This window comes from Sphingobacterium sp. CZ-UAM, from assembly GCF_002000245.1.
Classification (GTDB): Bacteria; Bacteroidota; Bacteroidia; order Sphingobacteriales; family Sphingobacteriaceae; genus Sphingobacterium.
On the sequence record NZ_MTCM01000002.1, the window covers coordinates 275,103 to 293,352 of the forward strand.

The following is an 18,250-nucleotide window of genomic DNA, read 5'->3' on the forward strand; positions in this document are numbered from 1 at the left end:
GAGCTTTTGAGCTCATAAAGAGATAGAGATGAAAAGTTACAGAGTTCTTTTACGTATTATCCTCATGGCCATGGTCCTAACGAAGGGGCTGAGCCAGTTACAGGCACAAAGCGGGGATCAAATATTGGATGGAATCGGCGAGACGGGCATGATCGCGCGATATGTCTTTAATGGCGATCTGAAAGATTGGTCGCGCAACAACCTGCACGCTACAGCTGGCCAAAATGCGACATTTATCAACGATAAGCGCTTTGGCAAAGTATTGTCATTATCGGGTGAAAAAAATGATTTTGTTCAGATACCTGCTGATGCATTGACCGATATGGAATCCTTGAGTATATCGGGCTGGATTTACCTGCGTTCGGAAAAAAAGGATCAGGTTTTTTTTGACTTTGGAAAGGATGGGCATAAACATTTCTTTGCCGCTCCTTTCGGGACGAGCACGCAGGCTGGCTTCCAAAGTTTAATGACTACAGGTAAAAATAATCAAAAAGGAGCTGTTGCTCCAGCATTGCAATTGAATAAGTGGGTTTATCTGACCATTGTGGTGGATATTCCGGCTAAAACGATGCGGACTTATGTAGATGCTATACCTGTCGCGGAGTCGCAGCAGATCCCGCGCGAGTTGACTGAGGTTTTTGGAACTGCTGGTGAAAAGAACAAATTATATATCGGAAAATCGCTGCTGACGGGATCGCCGACCTTGGATGGCATGTTGCATGATTTTCGGATCTACCGTGTTCCTTTGACTAAAAATCAGGTTACCGGAATTTACAGCAATTCACAGCGCGGCGTTAGTAATCGGGCTGTAAATGTAAGCAAGATGGAGGACAATTTGCCGGAGTTTCCAATTACCCGGGCGCAACTTTATAATGCCTATCTGGTTGCGGTGCCAGATGTGCAGGTGGAAACGGCTCTAGGTGATTTACCGCGCTTACCAAGTTATGTGCCAGGAGTATATCAAGAAGGTATCATTGGCCCCAAAGTGCGGGTATTGTGGCCTTCGCCCCACGATAACAGTACCGTCCTGGAAGCTGGACGATATACGATTATAGGCCGGGTGCCGGGAACAGCTATACAGCCTAAAGCAATCGTGACTGTAAAGGCCAGCAAGGCCCCCTCGGCACCGACGCTGAAGTTGGCGGCTTTTGCACTGAATCAGGTCTCCTTACAAGCAGACGCAGATAACCAGCAAACAAAATTTATTGAAAATCGCGATAAGTTTATCAACACCTTAGCAAAGACTGACCCCAACTCGTTTCTATATATGTTTCGCGATGCATTTGGGAAACCGCAGCCCGAAGGGGCCCAGCCTTTGGGGGTATGGGATAGTCAGGATACCAAGCTCCGGGGCCACGCAACGGGGCATTATCTGACTGCGATCGCGCAGGCTTATGCGAGTACAAGCTATGATAAAACGTTGCAGGCTAATTTTGCCGAGAAAATGACCTACATGGTCAATACCTTGTACGAACTGGCTCAATTGTCGGGTAAACCGCAGCAAGCAAGTGCTGTGGCTACAGCTGATCCAACTGCCGTACCTTATGGGCCCGGCAAATCAGCTTATGACTCGGATCTGAGCCGCGAAGGGATCCGGACGGATTATTGGAATTGGGGTGTCGGTTATATCAGCGCTTATCCGCCAGATCAATTTATTATGCTGGAAAAAGGAGCGAAGTATGGTGGACAGAAAACCCAGGTTTGGGCGCCTTATTATACCTTGCATAAAATTTTGGCCGGATTAATTGATATTTACGAAGTGAGCGGTAATCAAAAGGCGTTACAGGTAGCCACAGGGATGGCAGACTGGGTGCATGCACGCCTTAGCCGGCTGCCCAAGGAAACGCTGATACAAATGTGGAACACATATATTGCTGGCGAATTTGGCGGAATGAATGAGGCGATGGCACATCTCTACCGCATCACCCGTAAGGAACATTATTTGAAAACCGCACAGTTGTTTGATAACATCGATATGTTCTTTGGTAATGCGAATCATGAACATGGATTGGCCAAGAATGTCGATACATTTCGTGGATTGCATGCCAATCAGCATATTCCACAGGTTGTGGGCAGCATCGAGCTCTACCAGGTTTCCAATCTGCCGGAATACTACCGGGTGGCAGACAATTTCTGGTATAAAGCAGTCAATGATTACATGTATAGCATTGGCGGTGTAGCGGGGGCACGCAATCCCGCCAATGCAGAGGTTTTTACGGCAGAACCAGCGACCCTATATGAAAATGGTTTTTCTGAAGGTGGACAGAATGAAACTTGTGCAACTTACAATATGCTGAAATTAACAAGCAACCTGTTTCTTTTTGATCAACGCACCGAATATATGGATTACTACGAACGCGGTTTGTATAATCATATTTTAGCTTCGGTAGCTGAAAATACGCCGGCTAATACCTACCACGTGCCACTGCGGCCGGGAGCAATAAAGCAATTTGGAAATCCCAATATGACTGGCTTTACCTGTTGTAACGGTACCGCAATCGAGAGTAGCACCAAATTGCAGCATAGTATTTATTTTAAAAGCCGGGATGATCAGGCTTTATACGTCAATCTATTTATTCCCTCAACTTTGGAATGGACAGAACGTAAGCTGACTGTGCAGCAGACTACTAGCTTTCCAAAGCAAGACGAGACGGAGCTGACCATACAGGGGAATGGCAAATTTGATCTGTATGTTCGCGTGCCCAGCTGGGCAACCAAAGGATTTTATGTGACTATTAATGGGAAAGACCAGCAGGTACAGGCGCAGCCCGGTACGTATTTGAAACTGAGTCGCAATTGGAAGAATGGCGATCGTATTAGGCTCAAAATGCCATTTCAGTTTCACCTGGATCCGGTCATGGATCAACAAAATATTGCCAGTTTATTTTATGGACCGATCTTATTGGCTGCTCAAGAGCCTGAGGCTAGAAAAGACTGGCGTAAAGTGACGCTTGACGCGCAAGATATCAGCAAATCTATCACAGGTGATCCGCGGCAGTTAGCTTTCAAAATTGATGGGGTTGATTTTAAACCATTTTATGATACCTACGGGCGACACTCCGTTTATCTGGATGTTACCTTAAAGTAACATCCAGATAAACGAACAATTAAAGGGGTACTTTGTCAAGCAGAGTATCCCTTTATTATTTTCTTCCAACGCCGGGTTTTGGTCATAATCGAAGCGCGATTGGTTAAATTCGGATTGAAATCAGACCTGATTCTAAGCTAACTTCGATTATCTATTAACAACTAATATCAATTAACCAAATTAATCAGTTATGAAAAACGCAGGTCTTTTAATAGTCCTAGTTGTTCTCCTTTCATTTGATTTATTTGCGCAACAGGTAACAGGCGTAGTACGGGATGGTTCGGGAAGTGCAATGGTAGGAGCTACCCTGCGAAATTTGTCTACACAGATAAGTGCGCAAACGAATGGTAAAGGTGAGTTTACGATGGCAGCAAAATCAGGCGACGTTATCGAAGCAAGCTTGCTTGGTTATCAATCAAAGCGGCTCACGGTCAGTTCGGAATCAGGGCTAACTTTTCAATTGAACGCCACATTTTCCACGTTGGACGAAACCGTTGTCATTGGCTATCAAAAAGTCTCCCGAAAGAAAGCCACCGCAGCGATTTCTAGTATTTCAGGAAAAGAACTGGCGAACCTGCCAGCGGCAAGTTTTGATCAGCTCCTGCAAGGACGTTTATCCGGAGTCAATGTACAGAACTTCACCGGGGAACCTGGGGCAACACCCACTGTTCAAGTACGTGGAAATACAAGCTTAAATCGGGAGTACGATGAATTTAGTGTCGGAAACGCCCCCTTGTATGTTGTTGATGGCGTTCCGCAACCACCACAACAATACACTTCGCCAGTAACGGGAACGGGTACAAATTTTATTGCTGGAATAAATCCGCAGGACATCGAAAGCATTGATGTATTGAAAGACGCTTCTGCGGCTGCCATCTATGGATCAAGAGCTTCCAGTGGTGTGATCCTCATCACGACCAAGAAAGGGATCAGCCGGGAGCCACAGGTGATGGTTTCGGCCTATACGGGTTTGACACAACGCCCGGAGTTGCGCGACGTAGCCTTGGGCGCCGAAGAGCGCAGGCAGAAAATGCGTATCTTGGAAGAATTACAGCAGTATCGTCCTGATATTGAAAATAGAAATATATCTTTTTTGCTGACCGACAGTTTAAATCCGGCTTTTAATGGATCAACCGATTGGCAGGACATGTACTACCGCAAAGGTATGGTGAACAATGCGGACCTGAGCCTGAGTGGTGGAGGCCCGGGCGGATCCAATTATCGTTTCAGTGCGGGATTATATGATGAGCAGGGAATTGTCAAAGCAACGGGCTTCAAGCGCTATTCAACACGGCTGAACCTCATGTCAAAAGCGCTGAAGGAACGTTTGATGATTAATCCGATTGTAGCTTATTCGCGTACGGAACGTACCCGGGCTGGCGGTGGGGGAGTCGGGGTGACGGCGAGATATACACCGGCATCTTATTTCAACCTGAGCGAGACACGGAAAAATTATCTTCTTGGGATGTATAACGATGATTCGGATGTGAATACGGGAAATCAATTTACTTTCAACCTGAATCTAGGGTATGATTTTTCAAAAGCGTTGAAATTTACATCCCAGACTTCTTATATCTATTCAAACAGCAGACGCGATGTGAGCACACCTTCTTCGGTGGCTAATTTTACCGGTAACAGACAAGATGTTTTTTCAGATAACCAGGTTAACGTGTTGTCTTCTAATTATTTCAGTTATAATAAAGAATTTAATAAACATAATCTGAGCATGATCTTGGGAAGCGATCTGGAATATAATCAATATCGGTCCGTAGGCGCAGGTGCTTCGAATGGTGCTTCGGACCAAATCAAAGTTATACAAGGATTTCAGCAACGTTATCTAACTGCTTTTTCCGATTATCAGGCTTACAGTATGGCCTCTTTTTATTCGCGGTTGGCCTATGATTATGATTCCAGGTACCTGATATCAGCCAGCATACGTGGGGATGGTTCCTCTCGTTTTGGGGTAGGCAATAAATGGGGCTATTTTCCTGCCGCATCAGTGGCATGGCTCGTTTCGGAAGAATCATTTATGAAAGATGGACAGTCCCCGTTCTCTATGTTAAAACTTCGGGCGAGTTTAGGCACAACCGGTGGATTGCCGGGAAATAATTATCTACAGTATAATCTTTACAGGGTCAATGCCGGTAATTTTTGGGGAAATGACAATGCCACTTCGTACAATGGTGTCACAGCCATAACCCCCAATTTGGTCGATGGGGTGGCGCAACCGAATATCAGCTGGGAGCGTTCGATGCAATGGAATATTGGTCTGGATGGTGAGGTAGCCAACGGTCGTTTTTCTTTTGCTTTTGACGTTTTTAATAAGGAAAATAAGCAATCTTTATTTGACGTGGCTTTGCCTGTGACAACCGGATATGATCGGGCATTGACCAATTCAGTGGGAGTACGTAACTATGGCGCCGAGGTGGTATTAATGGCCAATCCTCTTTCAAGGACAAGCCCTGTGCAGTGGTTTAGCCGTCTGAATGTCTCCTATGTGCGGAATAAAATTATGAATCTCCCGAACTCCGGTCGCGATTTGGTGGTCGCTGGTTCCCGTTTCGATAAAGCCCATATTCTATCGGTGGGAAGTCCGATCAATACATTCTATTTATACCAAACGTTAGGCATCTATTCAACACTGAACGATATTCCGATTAATCCCCTGACAGGCGACCGCTACAATGCTGGAGGAAGTCCTTATGCGCCGGGAGATATGTGGATTAGGGATGTGGACGGAGATTACATGATCGATCCATTCAATGATGGTATCAATCCGGACAAACTGCCGATCGGCGATCCAAATCCCAAATTCACGGGGGGCTGGACAAATAATGTGACCTGGAGGAATTTCAATCTGGGTGTACTCTTCACCTTTTTGTTCGACAGGGATGTGCTCAATCTGTATCAATCCGATCTCTTCGAAAATGGTGCTGCGACTAATTCAACCAGTGGATTTGCGCAGTATGCGACGCCCGATTTTAGTAAGATCAATATCTGGCGCCAACCTGGTGACCGTGCCGATTATCCGGCTTATCCTTTGGGTTCTTGGCGCTACTATACCGTTGCTGGTCAAACATTTTTCTTGGATCAGGGGGATTATTTCCGGGTGAAAAGTGTGAGTCTCTCTTACAGTTTGCCCAACCGCCTGGTAACAGGCTGGGGGATGAAAAGCATTCGTATGTATGGTATCGTGGATAATCTACTGATGTTCCAGCGTTCGAAAAGATTACCAGATGCTGAGGCAGTAAATTATTATGGTGAATATGAGGGGAATGGTTATCCGATCCCCAGAAAGTTCACGTTTGGTGTTGAATTACAATTTTAATTAGCGCGTCATGAAAACATTATTTATAATCAATTATTGGAAGTTGGTACTTCTTTTGGCTATCGGCATGGGTACCACGTCGTGCAACAAATTTTTGGAAGAGGAACCTCGAAATTCCACCTATAAAGAGGTCTATTGGAAAGATCCCAAAGCCGGAGAAAGTGCTATTGCAGGTAATTATGCGCTGCTGAGGAATGCCCTGATGGACGGTTTTTATGGCGTTGGAAACCGCTATTACATTTATGGGGACATGACGCCGGATATTTATATCGGGATCAATAGGGATAGCTACAGTCATCCGGAAATTGGAAAAGGAAATTGGACCAGCAATTATTTTGCGCAGTCTTATGGCAATTGGACCGTATTTTATAAAACAATAGCGATGTCCAATATCATTCTCAAAGAAATGCCATTAGTGCCGAATGATATCTTGGTGTTAGAACAGACAGATCCCGAGGCTTTTCGTAAAAAAATTATGGGACAAGCCTATTTTATTCGGGCTTTCTCTTATTTCATGCTGACCAAAATCTGGGGTGATGTGCCCCTCGTTACCGAGGCCTATGATGATCCGATTAATGCGCCTCATCTGGGACGCACCTCCCGCATTGCGGTCATGAAACAGATCGAGGAGGATTGCCAACATGCGATAAACTTATTGAGTTGGGGGTATAAAACAGTTGCAGAACGCGCTGTCACAGCCAACAGAGGATCGGCCTATGCGCTCTTGGCACACCTGTACCTATGGCGGGGAACGACTACGGACCTAACCACAAATACACCGATCATGGATGATATCATGCGTGCTGACACGACAATCAATACCTTACTCGCACAAGGAGGCTATACACTGGCAGATACCGCCAAATATGCGGATGTTTTTAAAGGAAGATCGAGCGAGGGGATTTTTGAATTAAATGTCAGTGAAAATACTTTAGAAGGATCAAGTGCTCATATTGGAATGAAATTTTTGAATAGTAGCTATATTCCAACCTATGCCGCAACAGCTGACTTTTTTACCAAACCGGCTTACCTAAGTAGTCACTTTTACAAGATCGAAGAGAAAGAGGATTGGGTCTGGCATGAAGATATCAGGCAATGGGTCTGGGAAACAGTGCAAACCCGGGGACTTGATACATTGGACGTACGATTCAAAAATAATTTTGTCAATTATACTTCGGATAAACCCGTATGTATTAAATATAGTAACATCGTCTTTCGGAATCCAGGTCAGCAGCTTGAACCTTATAATAGCAATAATTTGATTTTGTTTCGGTTGAGCGATATCAAACTATTGCAGGCCGAAATCGCCCTCTACCAAAATAATCCCGATCGTGCAATCAGCATCATTAATGCATCAAGGACGCGCTATGGTGCCGATCCTTCAAGTCTGTTAAAGCCGGGCTTGGCCAAAACAGAAGTGATGAAAGAATATATGATCGAACGCGGAAAAGAACTCTATCTGGAAGGCCATCTGTTTTTTGACATGATCCGCACACGCACGTATTCGGATCATATCGCTTGGCTGAGCGAGGCGCGGTTTAAGCAAGGTGGCTTTTTCTGGCCGGTAGATCCGCGTTTATTTAGTGAGAATAGACTTTTAGTTCAAACCGAATACTGGCGTGGAAAGATTTAATGATAACGTTAGCAACTTAAATTCTTTAGAAATAATGACTACAATCATAAAAAAGACCTGTGTATATCCATTCTTTGCCCTGTTGTTTTTTCAGGTACTGAGCTCATGCTCGAAAAACGATTATATCAACGATGGCGGCGTTCATCAAGCAAAAGTAAATATGACGACCTATGATTATCTGGCATCGCATCCAAAATTTGATTCTTTGGTGCGGATCATTGATCGTGCTAATTTAAAAGAGCTGGTGAACAGTGATATCACCTTTTATGCGACAACAAATTGGGGCGTTGCGGATTATGTGAGTGCCAAAAAACAACAGCGTATTGCGGAGGTGGGTGACGAAAATATATCCTTTGACATTGATGATATTGATCCGAAAAGACTGGATTCGTTAAAGATATATATGTTCAAAGGAAAGGTGGAGCGTGACAAGCTGGATCTAAATGGGGCATACTATAACAATTTGTTTGGCACTATCCCTGGGGTTCGATTTCAATTGGGGCTGAGACGGACGAGAGATTATAGTTCCTACGTCGATTATGTTGATTATTTATATTACACGAAAGTCAATGGAACGCTTGATTCGGAAGAACCAAACCAAAATGCGATCCCGGAAGCAGAGCGGGATGTACGGGTAGACGTACAGACCTCAGGAATTATCACCACTACAGGTGTTATACATGTGCTGCACGGTGATCATCGTTTATTTTTTAATAAAGAAAAAATGGCTTCTAATTGATAGAGGTTAAAAATATAGGCTAATGAAAATGAAAACTATAACCAGATATACCGTCCTATTAGGAATAATGATCGGTGTAATCCTATCCTCCTGTGAGAAAATAGAGCAAGGTTTTTTAAGTGATACCATTCGTTATCGTGACAGTGTAATCTATTGTAAACGTGGGATGACACTCACCCTTTCGGATCGGATAAATGCAGATGGATCGACTCCGCCATTTGAATTTAAGATGTTAAACCTGCGGAATAAGCTGACAGGCGAGCCTGCACCTGAGGAATTCACAAAGATGTATGAAATTGAAGTTTTTAAGGAAGGTATGACTTTCAATGCGGCAACAGACACAACGGTCGCGCTGCTGAAAGCAAAGCGCGAAACCAAGCAGGTGACACCCATGGAGTTTAACTCGGTCAGTGGTCAGATTAGCTTTAATCGGGCATCTGCAAATTTGCCACTGGGAATCTATACCTTTGATTTGCAGGCAACAAACCGCAAGGGGACAAAAATCTATCCCTCATTTGCGGAGATCCATGTCATCGAACCTTTTTTGGAGGATGTCTTTGAGTTGACCTATGCTTCATTGACCGGGTCGAATGCTGCTGAGACTTTTACACCGGCGTATAATAGTAATATCAAACTGACCTGTACCAAAGTTTCTGATGAGGGGGCGCGTGTGATCCTGAAAATTGTCGACAAAAATGGCCGGCCATGGGATCCCAAAGCAGGGCAGGTGATCAAAAGGGGTGATCGCCCGACCTTTGAATCACACGTCCGTTTCAATCCGGTCGTCGCCACAAGCACAGCATTGGTATGTGATTATGAAGTGGCTCCCTTTCCCCTAACAAAATTTAATGATGGGAAGACAAATTGGGACTACAATATTTATTACCGTATACCGATGCGTTTTGCAGCAATGGATGGACACCCCAATCACAATATCAATCCTGTTTTTGGGTTTCGGGTATTGATGGAGGGAACATTTGAGGTAGAAGTAAAGCTGACAAATGTGGCTGCAATAAACTCATCCGGCCCACCAGCTACAGGACTGTAACTAGGTAAAGCAAGTGCTATAGCGAAAGATAGGAAACTATGTCTGCCTCTAAATCGAGGCAGACATAGTAGCATTTATGAATACCGTTAGCCTTTATAAGGTTTTTTAGCGGCTTCTATCAGCTCTTTCATTTCTAATTTGATATAGTCTACATTTGATGAGGAGCCAGTTAGAAAATAGCGGATATTTCCTTCCTTGTCAATGACAAATTTTGCCGGGATACCTTTTACACCATATTTGGCTGCCATAACTTCTCCGGTTTGCGGATCTTTTTGATCGTCGTACAGCACTTCAAAAGGATAGTTGTTCTTGGTGAGAAAGGATACGACATTTTCTTTATAGTTTTTATCCCGCTCCCAAGTATTCATAAACAAGAATTGGACGTCTTTATCGTTTGCATAAGATTCCTGTGCGGCTTTCATTCCCGGGAATGAACGTACACAAGGTTGGCACCAGGTAGCCCAGAAATCCAGGACAACAACTTTTCCTTTTAAACTGGCCAAAGATACTTTTTCACCCTTGAGGTTGAATAATTCAAAGTTGGGTGCTGGTTTAAAGGTTGCCATATCCTTGATGTGATTGCGGATGTTTTGGGTTAACTCCGTTTTTAATGAAGCATTGAAGGTCTCGTAACCCTGAGCTGAACCATTCAATTCTGTGTATAATCTTTTCAGATCTTCTTCGATCGCAAACTGCCCCTTAGCATATAATTTTGTCAATATATTGTAGGCTTCAAGCTTTCTGCCAGTTCCAATCAGCGATTTATAGTAAACCATTGCAAGGCCATCCGCTTGTTCAGGTGCTGCTTTCAGGGCATTCTCGATATAGCTAATCGCCTCAGTATATTTTTTTTGTGCGACAAGGATATTTACATAAGCCGACATTGAACTTGCATAGCCCATTGATGCAAATCGGGCTTTATTGTCTTTTTGATCTTCCGGCAGCGTCAGATAATAATAACTGTCATCCATGGCAGTCTTCAGTAGTGGTGCCGCAGTCGTCGTATCGCCTGTCCTCAATAGGATCTGGCCAACTGGAATATAGCCATTGCCGCGCCAGAACCGTTCTTTCATTGCGCCCAGGTAATGAACAGCCTTTTGGGCATTGCCATCATTGGCAAAACTCTGCGCCAAATTTCCCAAAACGTAATCATAAGTCAGTGGCTCGTCACTGAAATTTTTGACTGGCCATTTTTTGATAAGTTCAGTATAGGCCTTTTCTTTCGCCATCGACGTTTCTGCATTGTAGAAAACATCTGTAATAAAAGCATCCCGTGTTATTGCTCCCTTGGGGTACTTTTTCTTGGCGATATTTTCAACACTGGTCATTTCCTCTTGTTTGTCCAGTGAACGGAGAATATTGATGGCTGTACGATAGTCCGCTTCCGTTTTGTAAGTTTTTACTTCTGTGAGTAATGCTTTGGCCAACGAATCTTTTTGTATTAATGTGCCCTTCTCAATAATTGGAAGGTATTGTTGGTATTTATTCGCGGTTTGCTGCTGCGCATAACCGACTGTTGTTGCCAGTAGCAGTGCTAGTGTTAAAGCTTTTCCTTTCATGTATTTTATTTTTATTTTTCAACATTTTGTTTAATGGATCCGTTGCCAGGATTCTCGGTTGCTCCTAATGGAAAAGGCATAATCCATAGGTGTGATGTTGGGCTCAGCTGAACCGTTTTGCCATCGACCGTCTTCGTCAGTGTTTTCGCAAAAGCACCTTCTTGGTTGAGGCGTTTGTAATCTGCAAAAGGGACGATGGAATGAATCAGCTCATTCTGTTTAAGCTGTTGTATTTTTTTGATGGCGTCTGTGGCATTTTGTGCGGTCAGGTCGGCATAGTCTGCCGCTAGGATCCTAGTCTTACGGACTTTGTTAACGAGATCCATTGCCTTTTGGATATTTCCCTGTCGTGCATGGCATTCTGCAGCAATCAGATAGGCTTCGACAGTTGTCAAGCCCTGGGTATTATAGAATCCGGTCATCGTGCTCGCAAAATAGGTGTTGGGCACGACGGTACGCAACTTCCAGCGTGAGGCGAATTTACTGTCCCCTTTTTCAAATCGGGCAGCACGTTCTACCTGTAGGGATAATTCCGCAGCAGTGTAGTTTGGCGATTGACCATGTCTGAAGTAGTAGTTTTCGACATAGGTAAAATCCATAGGCGTCTTCTTCAGGGTATAATTATTCGGATCTTCGATCTGTGATTTATTGGCCGTATAATAGGCCGTCCAGTCGTATAGTTTATCGTTGTATCCCAGTGCTTTTTCACTATTTTCCAATGCATCCGGATAGTTATCCATTTGGAGGTAGATACGTGCCAATAGTGCATGAGCTGCTCCTTTGCCCGGATGCAGGATAGTTAGTCCTGTCGTAGGCAGGTTTGGGAGTGCGTCTTTGATATCCTTGATCATATAATCATATATTTCGGCAATCGTAACCTGCTTTGAAGGGGCACCGATATCAGCACTTTCAATCCATGGAACCGATAGCAATTGGCCTGCCGTTTTAGGGTCATAATCCGCCGCATAATAATTTGCTAAGGTAAAATAACTGATGGCCCGGAGTACCTTGGCGGTAGCCATCAATTGATCCCGCTGTTGGGCCGTGGCCTCGGTCATTGCCGGCCCATGCTCCAAGATCAGATTGCAGACAGATATGCTCGAATAGGCATTGTAATAGGTGCTTTCATCGGAGTTATTGTAAATCTTGCGGTCTTCTTGTTCCTTCCAGTTATAGTTAATATCCCATAATTTATAATAATTAAGATTGGCCGGAGAGACGAAACGATCGTTGGCCAAAATAATGGCCTGCGGAATAGGAACCTGATGAACAGTTGCTTCATCGCGCAAAAGCGCCTCGAAATCCGCATAAGTCTGTGGAATTTTCTTGCCTTTAGGCAATATGTCCAAATATTTATTGCAGGATGCGAAAAATAGTAAGGGTGTGATCGCAAGTAGTAATAATAATTTTTTCATAAGAATTTTAAATTAAAAAGTTAGGTAGGCACCAAAAACATAATTCGGTGCACGATAGCCTTCCAGCATAAATTTTGCATTGCTGGATTTGGTAAACATGGCGACATTTTCAGCATTGAACTGCAATCGGGCTTGCGCTAGGCGCATCTTTTTTACCCAGTCGGCCGGTAGCCGGTAGGCAAGACTGATATTGCGAATGCGTACATTGCGCGCATCGAGCACATTGATATCGGCGTATTGGTAGACCGTCCCGCTTGCTGAGTTGTAAAGATCTGTCTCTTCGGGAAACACCAGACGGGGAATATTGGTTCTTGATTCATCGCCTTCCTGTTGCCAACGATTGCGGATATCTTTGTTCATCGGAGCGAGGGTAGTGAATGTCAGATAATTGCCGATACCCATATAGGGGAGATCCGTATTTCTGATTTTATTTCCGCCTTCGTATGTGAACATCATCGAAAAATCAAAGTTTTTGTAGGAGAGGCTATTTGTCCATGAAAGGGTGTGCGTAGGCACTTTCGTACCCGCATATACAATAGACTCCAATGTGGTTGGCGTTTGTGAGCTTTTATTTCCATTTTCATCATATACCTGTGGTATGCCTTGCTGGTCGAGTCCAGCCCATTTGTAGGCATATATCGCCTGGTATGGATTTCCTATGCGGGGATAAGCGTCAGGGTAGTCCAATTGTAAGATATAGAATGGCGCCTTGACATTGACATACGTAACTTTGTTTTTATTATAGGCATATAGGACACTGCTGTTCCAGCTAAAATCATTTTTCTGCAGGATATTGGCGTTCAGGGTAAGTTCCAGTCCGTGGTTGGTCATCTCTCCGTTGTTGATGGCGTAGGTGGAATAGCCGAAGCCTTCGGTAGGTACGCCCATGGTGGAGGCGAAGAGGTCTTTTCCTTGTTTCCTATAGTAATCCAAGCTGCCCGAAAGACGGTTTCTGAACAAACCAAAATCCAATCCGATATTCGTGGTTGTTGTTTTTTCCCACGAAAGTGATGGGTTGGGACGGTCTGAGACTGAACCTTGAGTTCCTCCCACATGGGAGTTCGTATTATAATAGGCCGTCATAAATGGCGCGACATTCTGCAATATATTGCCACCGATACCATACGAGGTTCTTAGCTTAAGTTGATCTAACCAGTCCAGCTGCACGAAATTTTCCTCATGAAGATTCCAGCCGGCACCGATAGACCAGATTGGTTTGTTCTGGTATTTTGAACTTGTCCCCCATAAATTAGACCTATCCCAGCGCAAACTTCCTGTAAGAAGGTATTTTTTCGAATAGGTATAGCCGACATTCCCATAAAAGGAAATAAAGCGGTTGGTGGATTCGTATTGGTTGGCATTATCATAAGTTTGGTTGAAAGAACCCACGGTACCTATGGCCGGATCCAGCATGGTATAGGTAAGCGCATCGGGATCAAAGTTATAGAGATTTTGAAGCTGAGAACGCATGCGGTTGTTTCTGAGCTCGCTGCCCAATATCGCATTTAGGCTATGTTTTTCGCCAAAATCTTTGTCAATATTGATCTGTTGCCTAAAATTGAATGCATTATTCTTGAGATCCGTTGTTTTGTTGATATTCCCATTGGGCATCATCAGTTTCGCTTTTCCATCGGCTATTAATGCAAATTGATTGACTCTCGATCGTGTATAATACGAGTTTTTACCATAGAGAAGCTCGATCTTTCTGTTGCTGATTTCATACTGAAAAGACGCTGAATAGCTGAGCCACTCTGCAATCGTTGCATTCAGTTTGAGGAAACTTCGATTTGAAAAGCCATTTGACTGTTCGATATTGTTTTTTATCTCATCCACTGGCGTGATGTCCAGTGTATTTAGGCCATACTGTTTAATGCTGTTGATATTTGCCAGGCTCATATAATCGGCCATGTAAGCGGTATAATTACTGCCGTCGTCATTTTTTAACCTATTGTAAGGCAGAAAAGAAAAACCGGGTTTTAGCACATCATAGGTTTGCCTGTCATTATCGGCATAATTGAGAAATGAGCTCATCTCGACTGTTAACCATTTGTTGATCTGGGTGATATTGCGGAGGTTGATGCCGAGATTCTGGTTTTTACTGAAACGGTCTTCCAGTAGATCCTTTTTATAGGTCGTCGAAAAGTAGTATTTGCTTTTTTCCGTACCGTTGGAAAGGTTCAGGTTGTACTGTTGCGAAAGAGGATTGCGCTTGGCATACTTGGCGATATCGTCATAAAAACGATAGCCTTGTTGGGAGAGGCGGTCCAGCTCGGCATTCATTTGAGATTCATTGATCAGACCGGCATATTTTTTAAGGATGCTGCGGATACCAAGACTTTGGTAAGACATATCGTTTAAAGTACTTTTTGCCTGCTCGGCTGTCATTGTTTTCAAATTAGGGTTTTTCGCTGCCCATTCGCGTTCGATGGCGATCATGTCCGCGGCCGATGCTAAGCGGTCGGTGTTAAAATAATAAGGTGTATGCGTCAAAGTCGCTGATACATTGATTTCAGTGCCTTTATTTTTTCCTTTTTTGGTGACTATAACGACAACTCCATTGGCTGCCCGGGCTCCATAAATGGAGGCTGCCGCCGCATCTTTTAGGACAGTAACAGACTCAATATCTTCCAGGTTGAGATCTGGAAGATTCTCGACTACACGGCCATTGACATCCATGGTTGCGTTATCTACGGGGAAACCATCGATCACGTATAAAGGAGAGGTGACGCCCCTCATGGAGGTTGTCCCGCGAAGCAAGCCATCATGATATCCCGCAATGCGGCCTTCCAGCAGACTTCCTAAGTTGTTGAGGCGCTGTTGTTGCAGGCTGTTTTTGGGCAGGCTAGCGAATGCGCCGGTAGCGCGTTCCTTGGCAATGGTCTGATAACCCGTATTGATGGTCACATCAACTTCCGCAAGGCTGGTCATACTTGGCTGGAGTACAATGACAGCCGGTTCGTCATTGGCATTAAATTCAAGGGACTCGTACCCCAAGAAGGAAACGTTCAGTACGGCGCTACGCGTGGGTGAAGTCAATTCAAATTGTCCATTTTGATCGGACTTTGTGGAGATTCCACTGTTTTTAATTGTGATGGTGGCACCGTTCAATGCCTTCCCCTCGGCATCGGAAATCTTGCCATGCAATTTGTATTGTTGGCTGGGCGTTGAGGGCGTCGTGGAAGTGGACCTTCCGGTTGGTGCATTTTTCAGCAAAATGGTGTTTTTGACAATCTTGTACTGGATGTTATTGGCAGTAAATATCGCATCCAGCGCTTCCTTGAGCGAGACATCGCTGAGGCGAAGTTTAACTTTGGGAATCGTCAGCTGAGTCTCGTCATAGACAAAATGATAGGTCGATTGTTTTTCGATCTGTTTCATCACTGCAAGCGCTGATTCGTTATTGGCCTGGATGTTAATCTGGCCAAAACTGTAGGAGCTGCACAGTACTGTAAAGCCATAGAGTAGCACGGCCCTGGCTTTTTTGTTCAGCCTGGGCGAATAGGATTGTTTCATATAGGTGTTGGGTTAAGTTATCTGTTTATGCTATTGTTTTTGATGGTTAAATACACTTTATTGTTTTTCATGTGGCCTTGGATGTCAAAATAAGAAAGGATCTGCATGACATCGTCAAGATTGACATTTCTAGGGATTTCTCCTGTGATCAGGCGATTTTCGGCTGCGGTTTGATCAACGACAAAATCAATATTATACCAGCGTTCCAATTCGCGGACAATATTTTTTACCGAACTCCGTCTGAAGCTGAAAAGTCCATTTTTCCAGGCAGTAATACCGCTTATATCCGTATTTGTCTTTTGTAGATTTGTTTGTGCTAAGGTTTGCTGTCCAGGCTGTAAGATCAGTGATTGCTGCTGGTTATTTTTGCGGGTCACTTTTACCTTTCCATGGACCAACGTGGTGATTGGCGTGGCGTTGTCTGCGTAACTTTGAATGTTAAACCCGGTACCCAGCACTTGGATTTCATCGTTTCCGACGTTAACTTTAAAAGGTTTTTTCGCGTTGTGCGCGACTTCAAAATAAGCTTCACCCTTTAAAACGACCGATCGGTCGTTTCCATTAAATTTGGCCGGATAGCTGATGGTCGAACCGGCGTTCAGCCATACTTTGGTGCCGTCTTCGAGCTGTACCTGAAATTGTCCACCACGCGGTGTTTCCAGCGTGATCAGTTGATTACCCCCAGCTTTGCTGAGATCGATATTGCCTGTATTCAGCTGCACGACGCCATTCTTATTGATCAGTTTGTCCTGTTGACCCAATGCGATGACTTCGCCATTGGGCAGGCGAAGTGTAGCCTGGTCATGCCCTGGTTTTATGGCAGCAAACAGTTCGGTCGCCTGTTGAGCTTCCTTTTCAGCACGCTGCTGCTGTGTATACTGATAGAGTCCAAATGCTGCGCTGAAAATGACGATCGCTGCCGCAGCATATTTCCATATCGAAATATAGTTGGCTTTTCGTGGAAATAAATTCCGATCCATTGCATCGAGCTGCTCCTGAATAAATTGATCGTCCAGCTCCGTGGATGAACGCTTTGCTTTATGCAGATAGAAGCTGTGAATGATCCGCAGTTCTTCTGGAGACGCTGTCCCCGCTTTATATTTTTGGAATAGTTCCTGTATTGTGTCTTTCTCCATTCTTTAGGCTGATAGCCATAAGAAGGCTATCTAATAATAATGACGGTCGAATAGGGAAAAGGGAGTATAAAAAAAATAAAAAAATGATTAGAAAAAAAAGAAGGATCCAAATTTCGTGCGCAATATGCGTAAGGCGTTATGGACCTGTTTTTTAATTGTTTTTTCGGAAGTGGATAAGAGTGCGCTGATTTCTTTATAACTATGGCCCTGCTCGCGATTGAGTTCAAAAACTTCCCTTGTACGGGGCGACAGTTTGCTCTTTTCGTGTTCGATCATAGCAGCAAGTTCTTTTTCCAGCAGGAAATCGTCGGTATAACGGATACCCTCCTCGACAAAGGATAAAACATCCTCCCGGTATTTTTCTACCAATTCCTGATGGCTAAAATAGTCCAGTATTTTATTGCGGATGGATTTGATCAAATACGGTTCGAGCGATTGGCTGATTTCTATAATTGCCCTTTTATTCCAGAGGACAAGGAAAACGTCCTGAACAATATCCTGGCTTAGCTCGTAGTCCTGTGTCATTCGGTAGGCATGGCGAAACAGCAGTTCTTTATAACGATCAAACAATTCCTTGTAGGCTAACGCGTCGTTATTCTTGACAAGTTGGAAGAGTGTTTCTTCTTTTAAATTGTGGTAATCGTATTGCACCTGGCTGTTGATTGATACTAGTTTGTAAAGCTAATTTAGGACATTGTTTTCAAAAATAAAAAACGAAAGTCAACACCCTGTTGCGTCAATATCATATATAAATTGCTATAGGTAAAGATTTAAAATAACAAATGAAGGAC

General features: G+C 44.0%; 10 protein-coding genes. 5 read left to right on the forward strand and 5 right to left on the reverse strand.

Features of this window, described 5'->3' with window-relative positions; genetic code table 11:
- The first annotated feature begins 28 nt into the window (after positions 1-28).
- The 5 genes from BWD42_RS11425 (at position 29) to BWD42_RS11445 (ending at position 9,836) form a co-directional block, all read left to right on the forward strand.
- Positions 29-3,088 carry a beta-L-arabinofuranosidase domain-containing protein gene (locus BWD42_RS11425; protein ID WP_077436380.1) on the forward strand — a complete coding sequence of 1,020 codons (3,060 nt, stop codon included), beginning with the start codon at positions 29-31 and terminating at the stop codon, positions 3,086-3,088.
- A gap of 190 nt (positions 3,089-3,278) precedes the next feature.
- On the forward strand, positions 3,279-6,416 hold the full coding sequence (locus tag BWD42_RS11430; protein ID WP_077436382.1) for a SusC/RagA family TonB-linked outer membrane protein: 3,138 nt from the start codon (positions 3,279-3,281) through the stop codon (positions 6,414-6,416).
- A 10-nt stretch (positions 6,417-6,426) separates the two neighbouring features.
- Positions 6,427-8,049 (forward strand): RagB/SusD family nutrient uptake outer membrane protein, encoded by a 1,623-nt coding sequence (locus tag BWD42_RS11435; protein ID WP_077436384.1) that lies wholly within the window; start codon positions 6,427-6,429, stop codon positions 8,047-8,049.
- Between the two features lie 34 nt (positions 8,050-8,083).
- Positions 8,084-8,788, forward strand: coding sequence for a hypothetical protein (locus BWD42_RS11440; RefSeq protein WP_077436386.1), 705 nt, complete (start codon positions 8,084-8,086; stop codon positions 8,786-8,788).
- A gap of 28 nt (positions 8,789-8,816) precedes the next feature.
- The gene (locus BWD42_RS11445; protein ID WP_217700058.1) at positions 8,817-9,836 is read left to right on the forward strand and encodes a DUF5007 domain-containing protein; all 1,020 of its coding nucleotides are present in this window, start codon (positions 8,817-8,819) and stop codon (positions 9,834-9,836) included.
- Positions 9,837-9,922: 86 nt separating this feature from the next.
- On the opposite strand, the gene BWD42_RS11450 is transcribed toward BWD42_RS11445, so the two are convergent.
- From BWD42_RS11450 to BWD42_RS11470, 5 genes are all read right to left on the reverse strand, one after another.
- A complete protein-coding gene (locus BWD42_RS11450; protein WP_077436390.1) occupies positions 9,923-11,395 on the reverse strand; it encodes a TlpA disulfide reductase family protein in 1,473 nt (490 codons plus the stop codon).
- 11 nt (positions 11,396-11,406) lie between these two features.
- A complete protein-coding gene (locus BWD42_RS11455) occupies positions 11,407-12,810 on the reverse strand; it encodes a RagB/SusD family nutrient uptake outer membrane protein (RefSeq protein ID WP_077436392.1) in 1,404 nt (467 codons plus the stop codon).
- A 12-nt stretch (positions 12,811-12,822) separates the two neighbouring features.
- Positions 12,823-16,323 (reverse strand): SusC/RagA family TonB-linked outer membrane protein, encoded by a 3,501-nt coding sequence (locus tag BWD42_RS11460; RefSeq protein WP_077436394.1) that lies wholly within the window; start codon positions 16,321-16,323, stop codon positions 12,823-12,825.
- A 17-nt stretch (positions 16,324-16,340) separates the two neighbouring features.
- Entirely contained in the window at positions 16,341-17,459 is a 1,119-nt protein-coding gene (locus BWD42_RS11465; protein ID WP_077436396.1) for a FecR family protein, read from the reverse strand.
- A gap of 87 nt (positions 17,460-17,546) precedes the next feature.
- Complete coding sequence (locus BWD42_RS11470) at positions 17,547-18,110, reverse strand: RNA polymerase sigma factor (protein WP_175992034.1); 564 nt, start codon at positions 18,108-18,110, stop codon at positions 17,547-17,549.
- Positions 18,111-18,250: the final 140 nt, after the last annotated feature.

Excerpts from the sequence above, each read along its gene's own strand:
- BWD42_RS11445 (WP_217700058.1), top strand. The coding sequence starts at position 8,817 with ATGAAAACTATAACCAGATATACCGTCCTATTAGGAATAATGATCGGT.
- BWD42_RS11465 (WP_077436396.1), bottom strand. The coding sequence starts at position 17,459 with ATGGAGAAAGACACAATACAGGAACTATTCCAAAAATATAAAGCGGGG.
- BWD42_RS11455 (WP_077436392.1), bottom strand. The coding sequence starts at position 12,810 with ATGAAAAAATTATTATTACTACTTGCGATCACACCCTTACTATTTTTC.
- BWD42_RS11425 (WP_077436380.1), top strand. The coding sequence starts at position 29 with ATGAAAAGTTACAGAGTTCTTTTACGTATTATCCTCATGGCCATGGTC.
- BWD42_RS11430 (WP_077436382.1), top strand. The coding sequence starts at position 3,279 with ATGAAAAACGCAGGTCTTTTAATAGTCCTAGTTGTTCTCCTTTCATTT.
- BWD42_RS11450 (WP_077436390.1), bottom strand. The coding sequence starts at position 11,395 with ATGAAAGGAAAAGCTTTAACACTAGCACTGCTACTGGCAACAACAGTC.
- BWD42_RS11435 (WP_077436384.1), top strand. The coding sequence starts at position 6,427 with ATGAAAACATTATTTATAATCAATTATTGGAAGTTGGTACTTCTTTTG.
- BWD42_RS11460 (WP_077436394.1), bottom strand. The coding sequence starts at position 16,323 with ATGAAACAATCCTATTCGCCCAGGCTGAACAAAAAAGCCAGGGCCGTG.
- BWD42_RS11440 (WP_077436386.1), top strand. The coding sequence starts at position 8,084 with ATGACTACAATCATAAAAAAGACCTGTGTATATCCATTCTTTGCCCTG.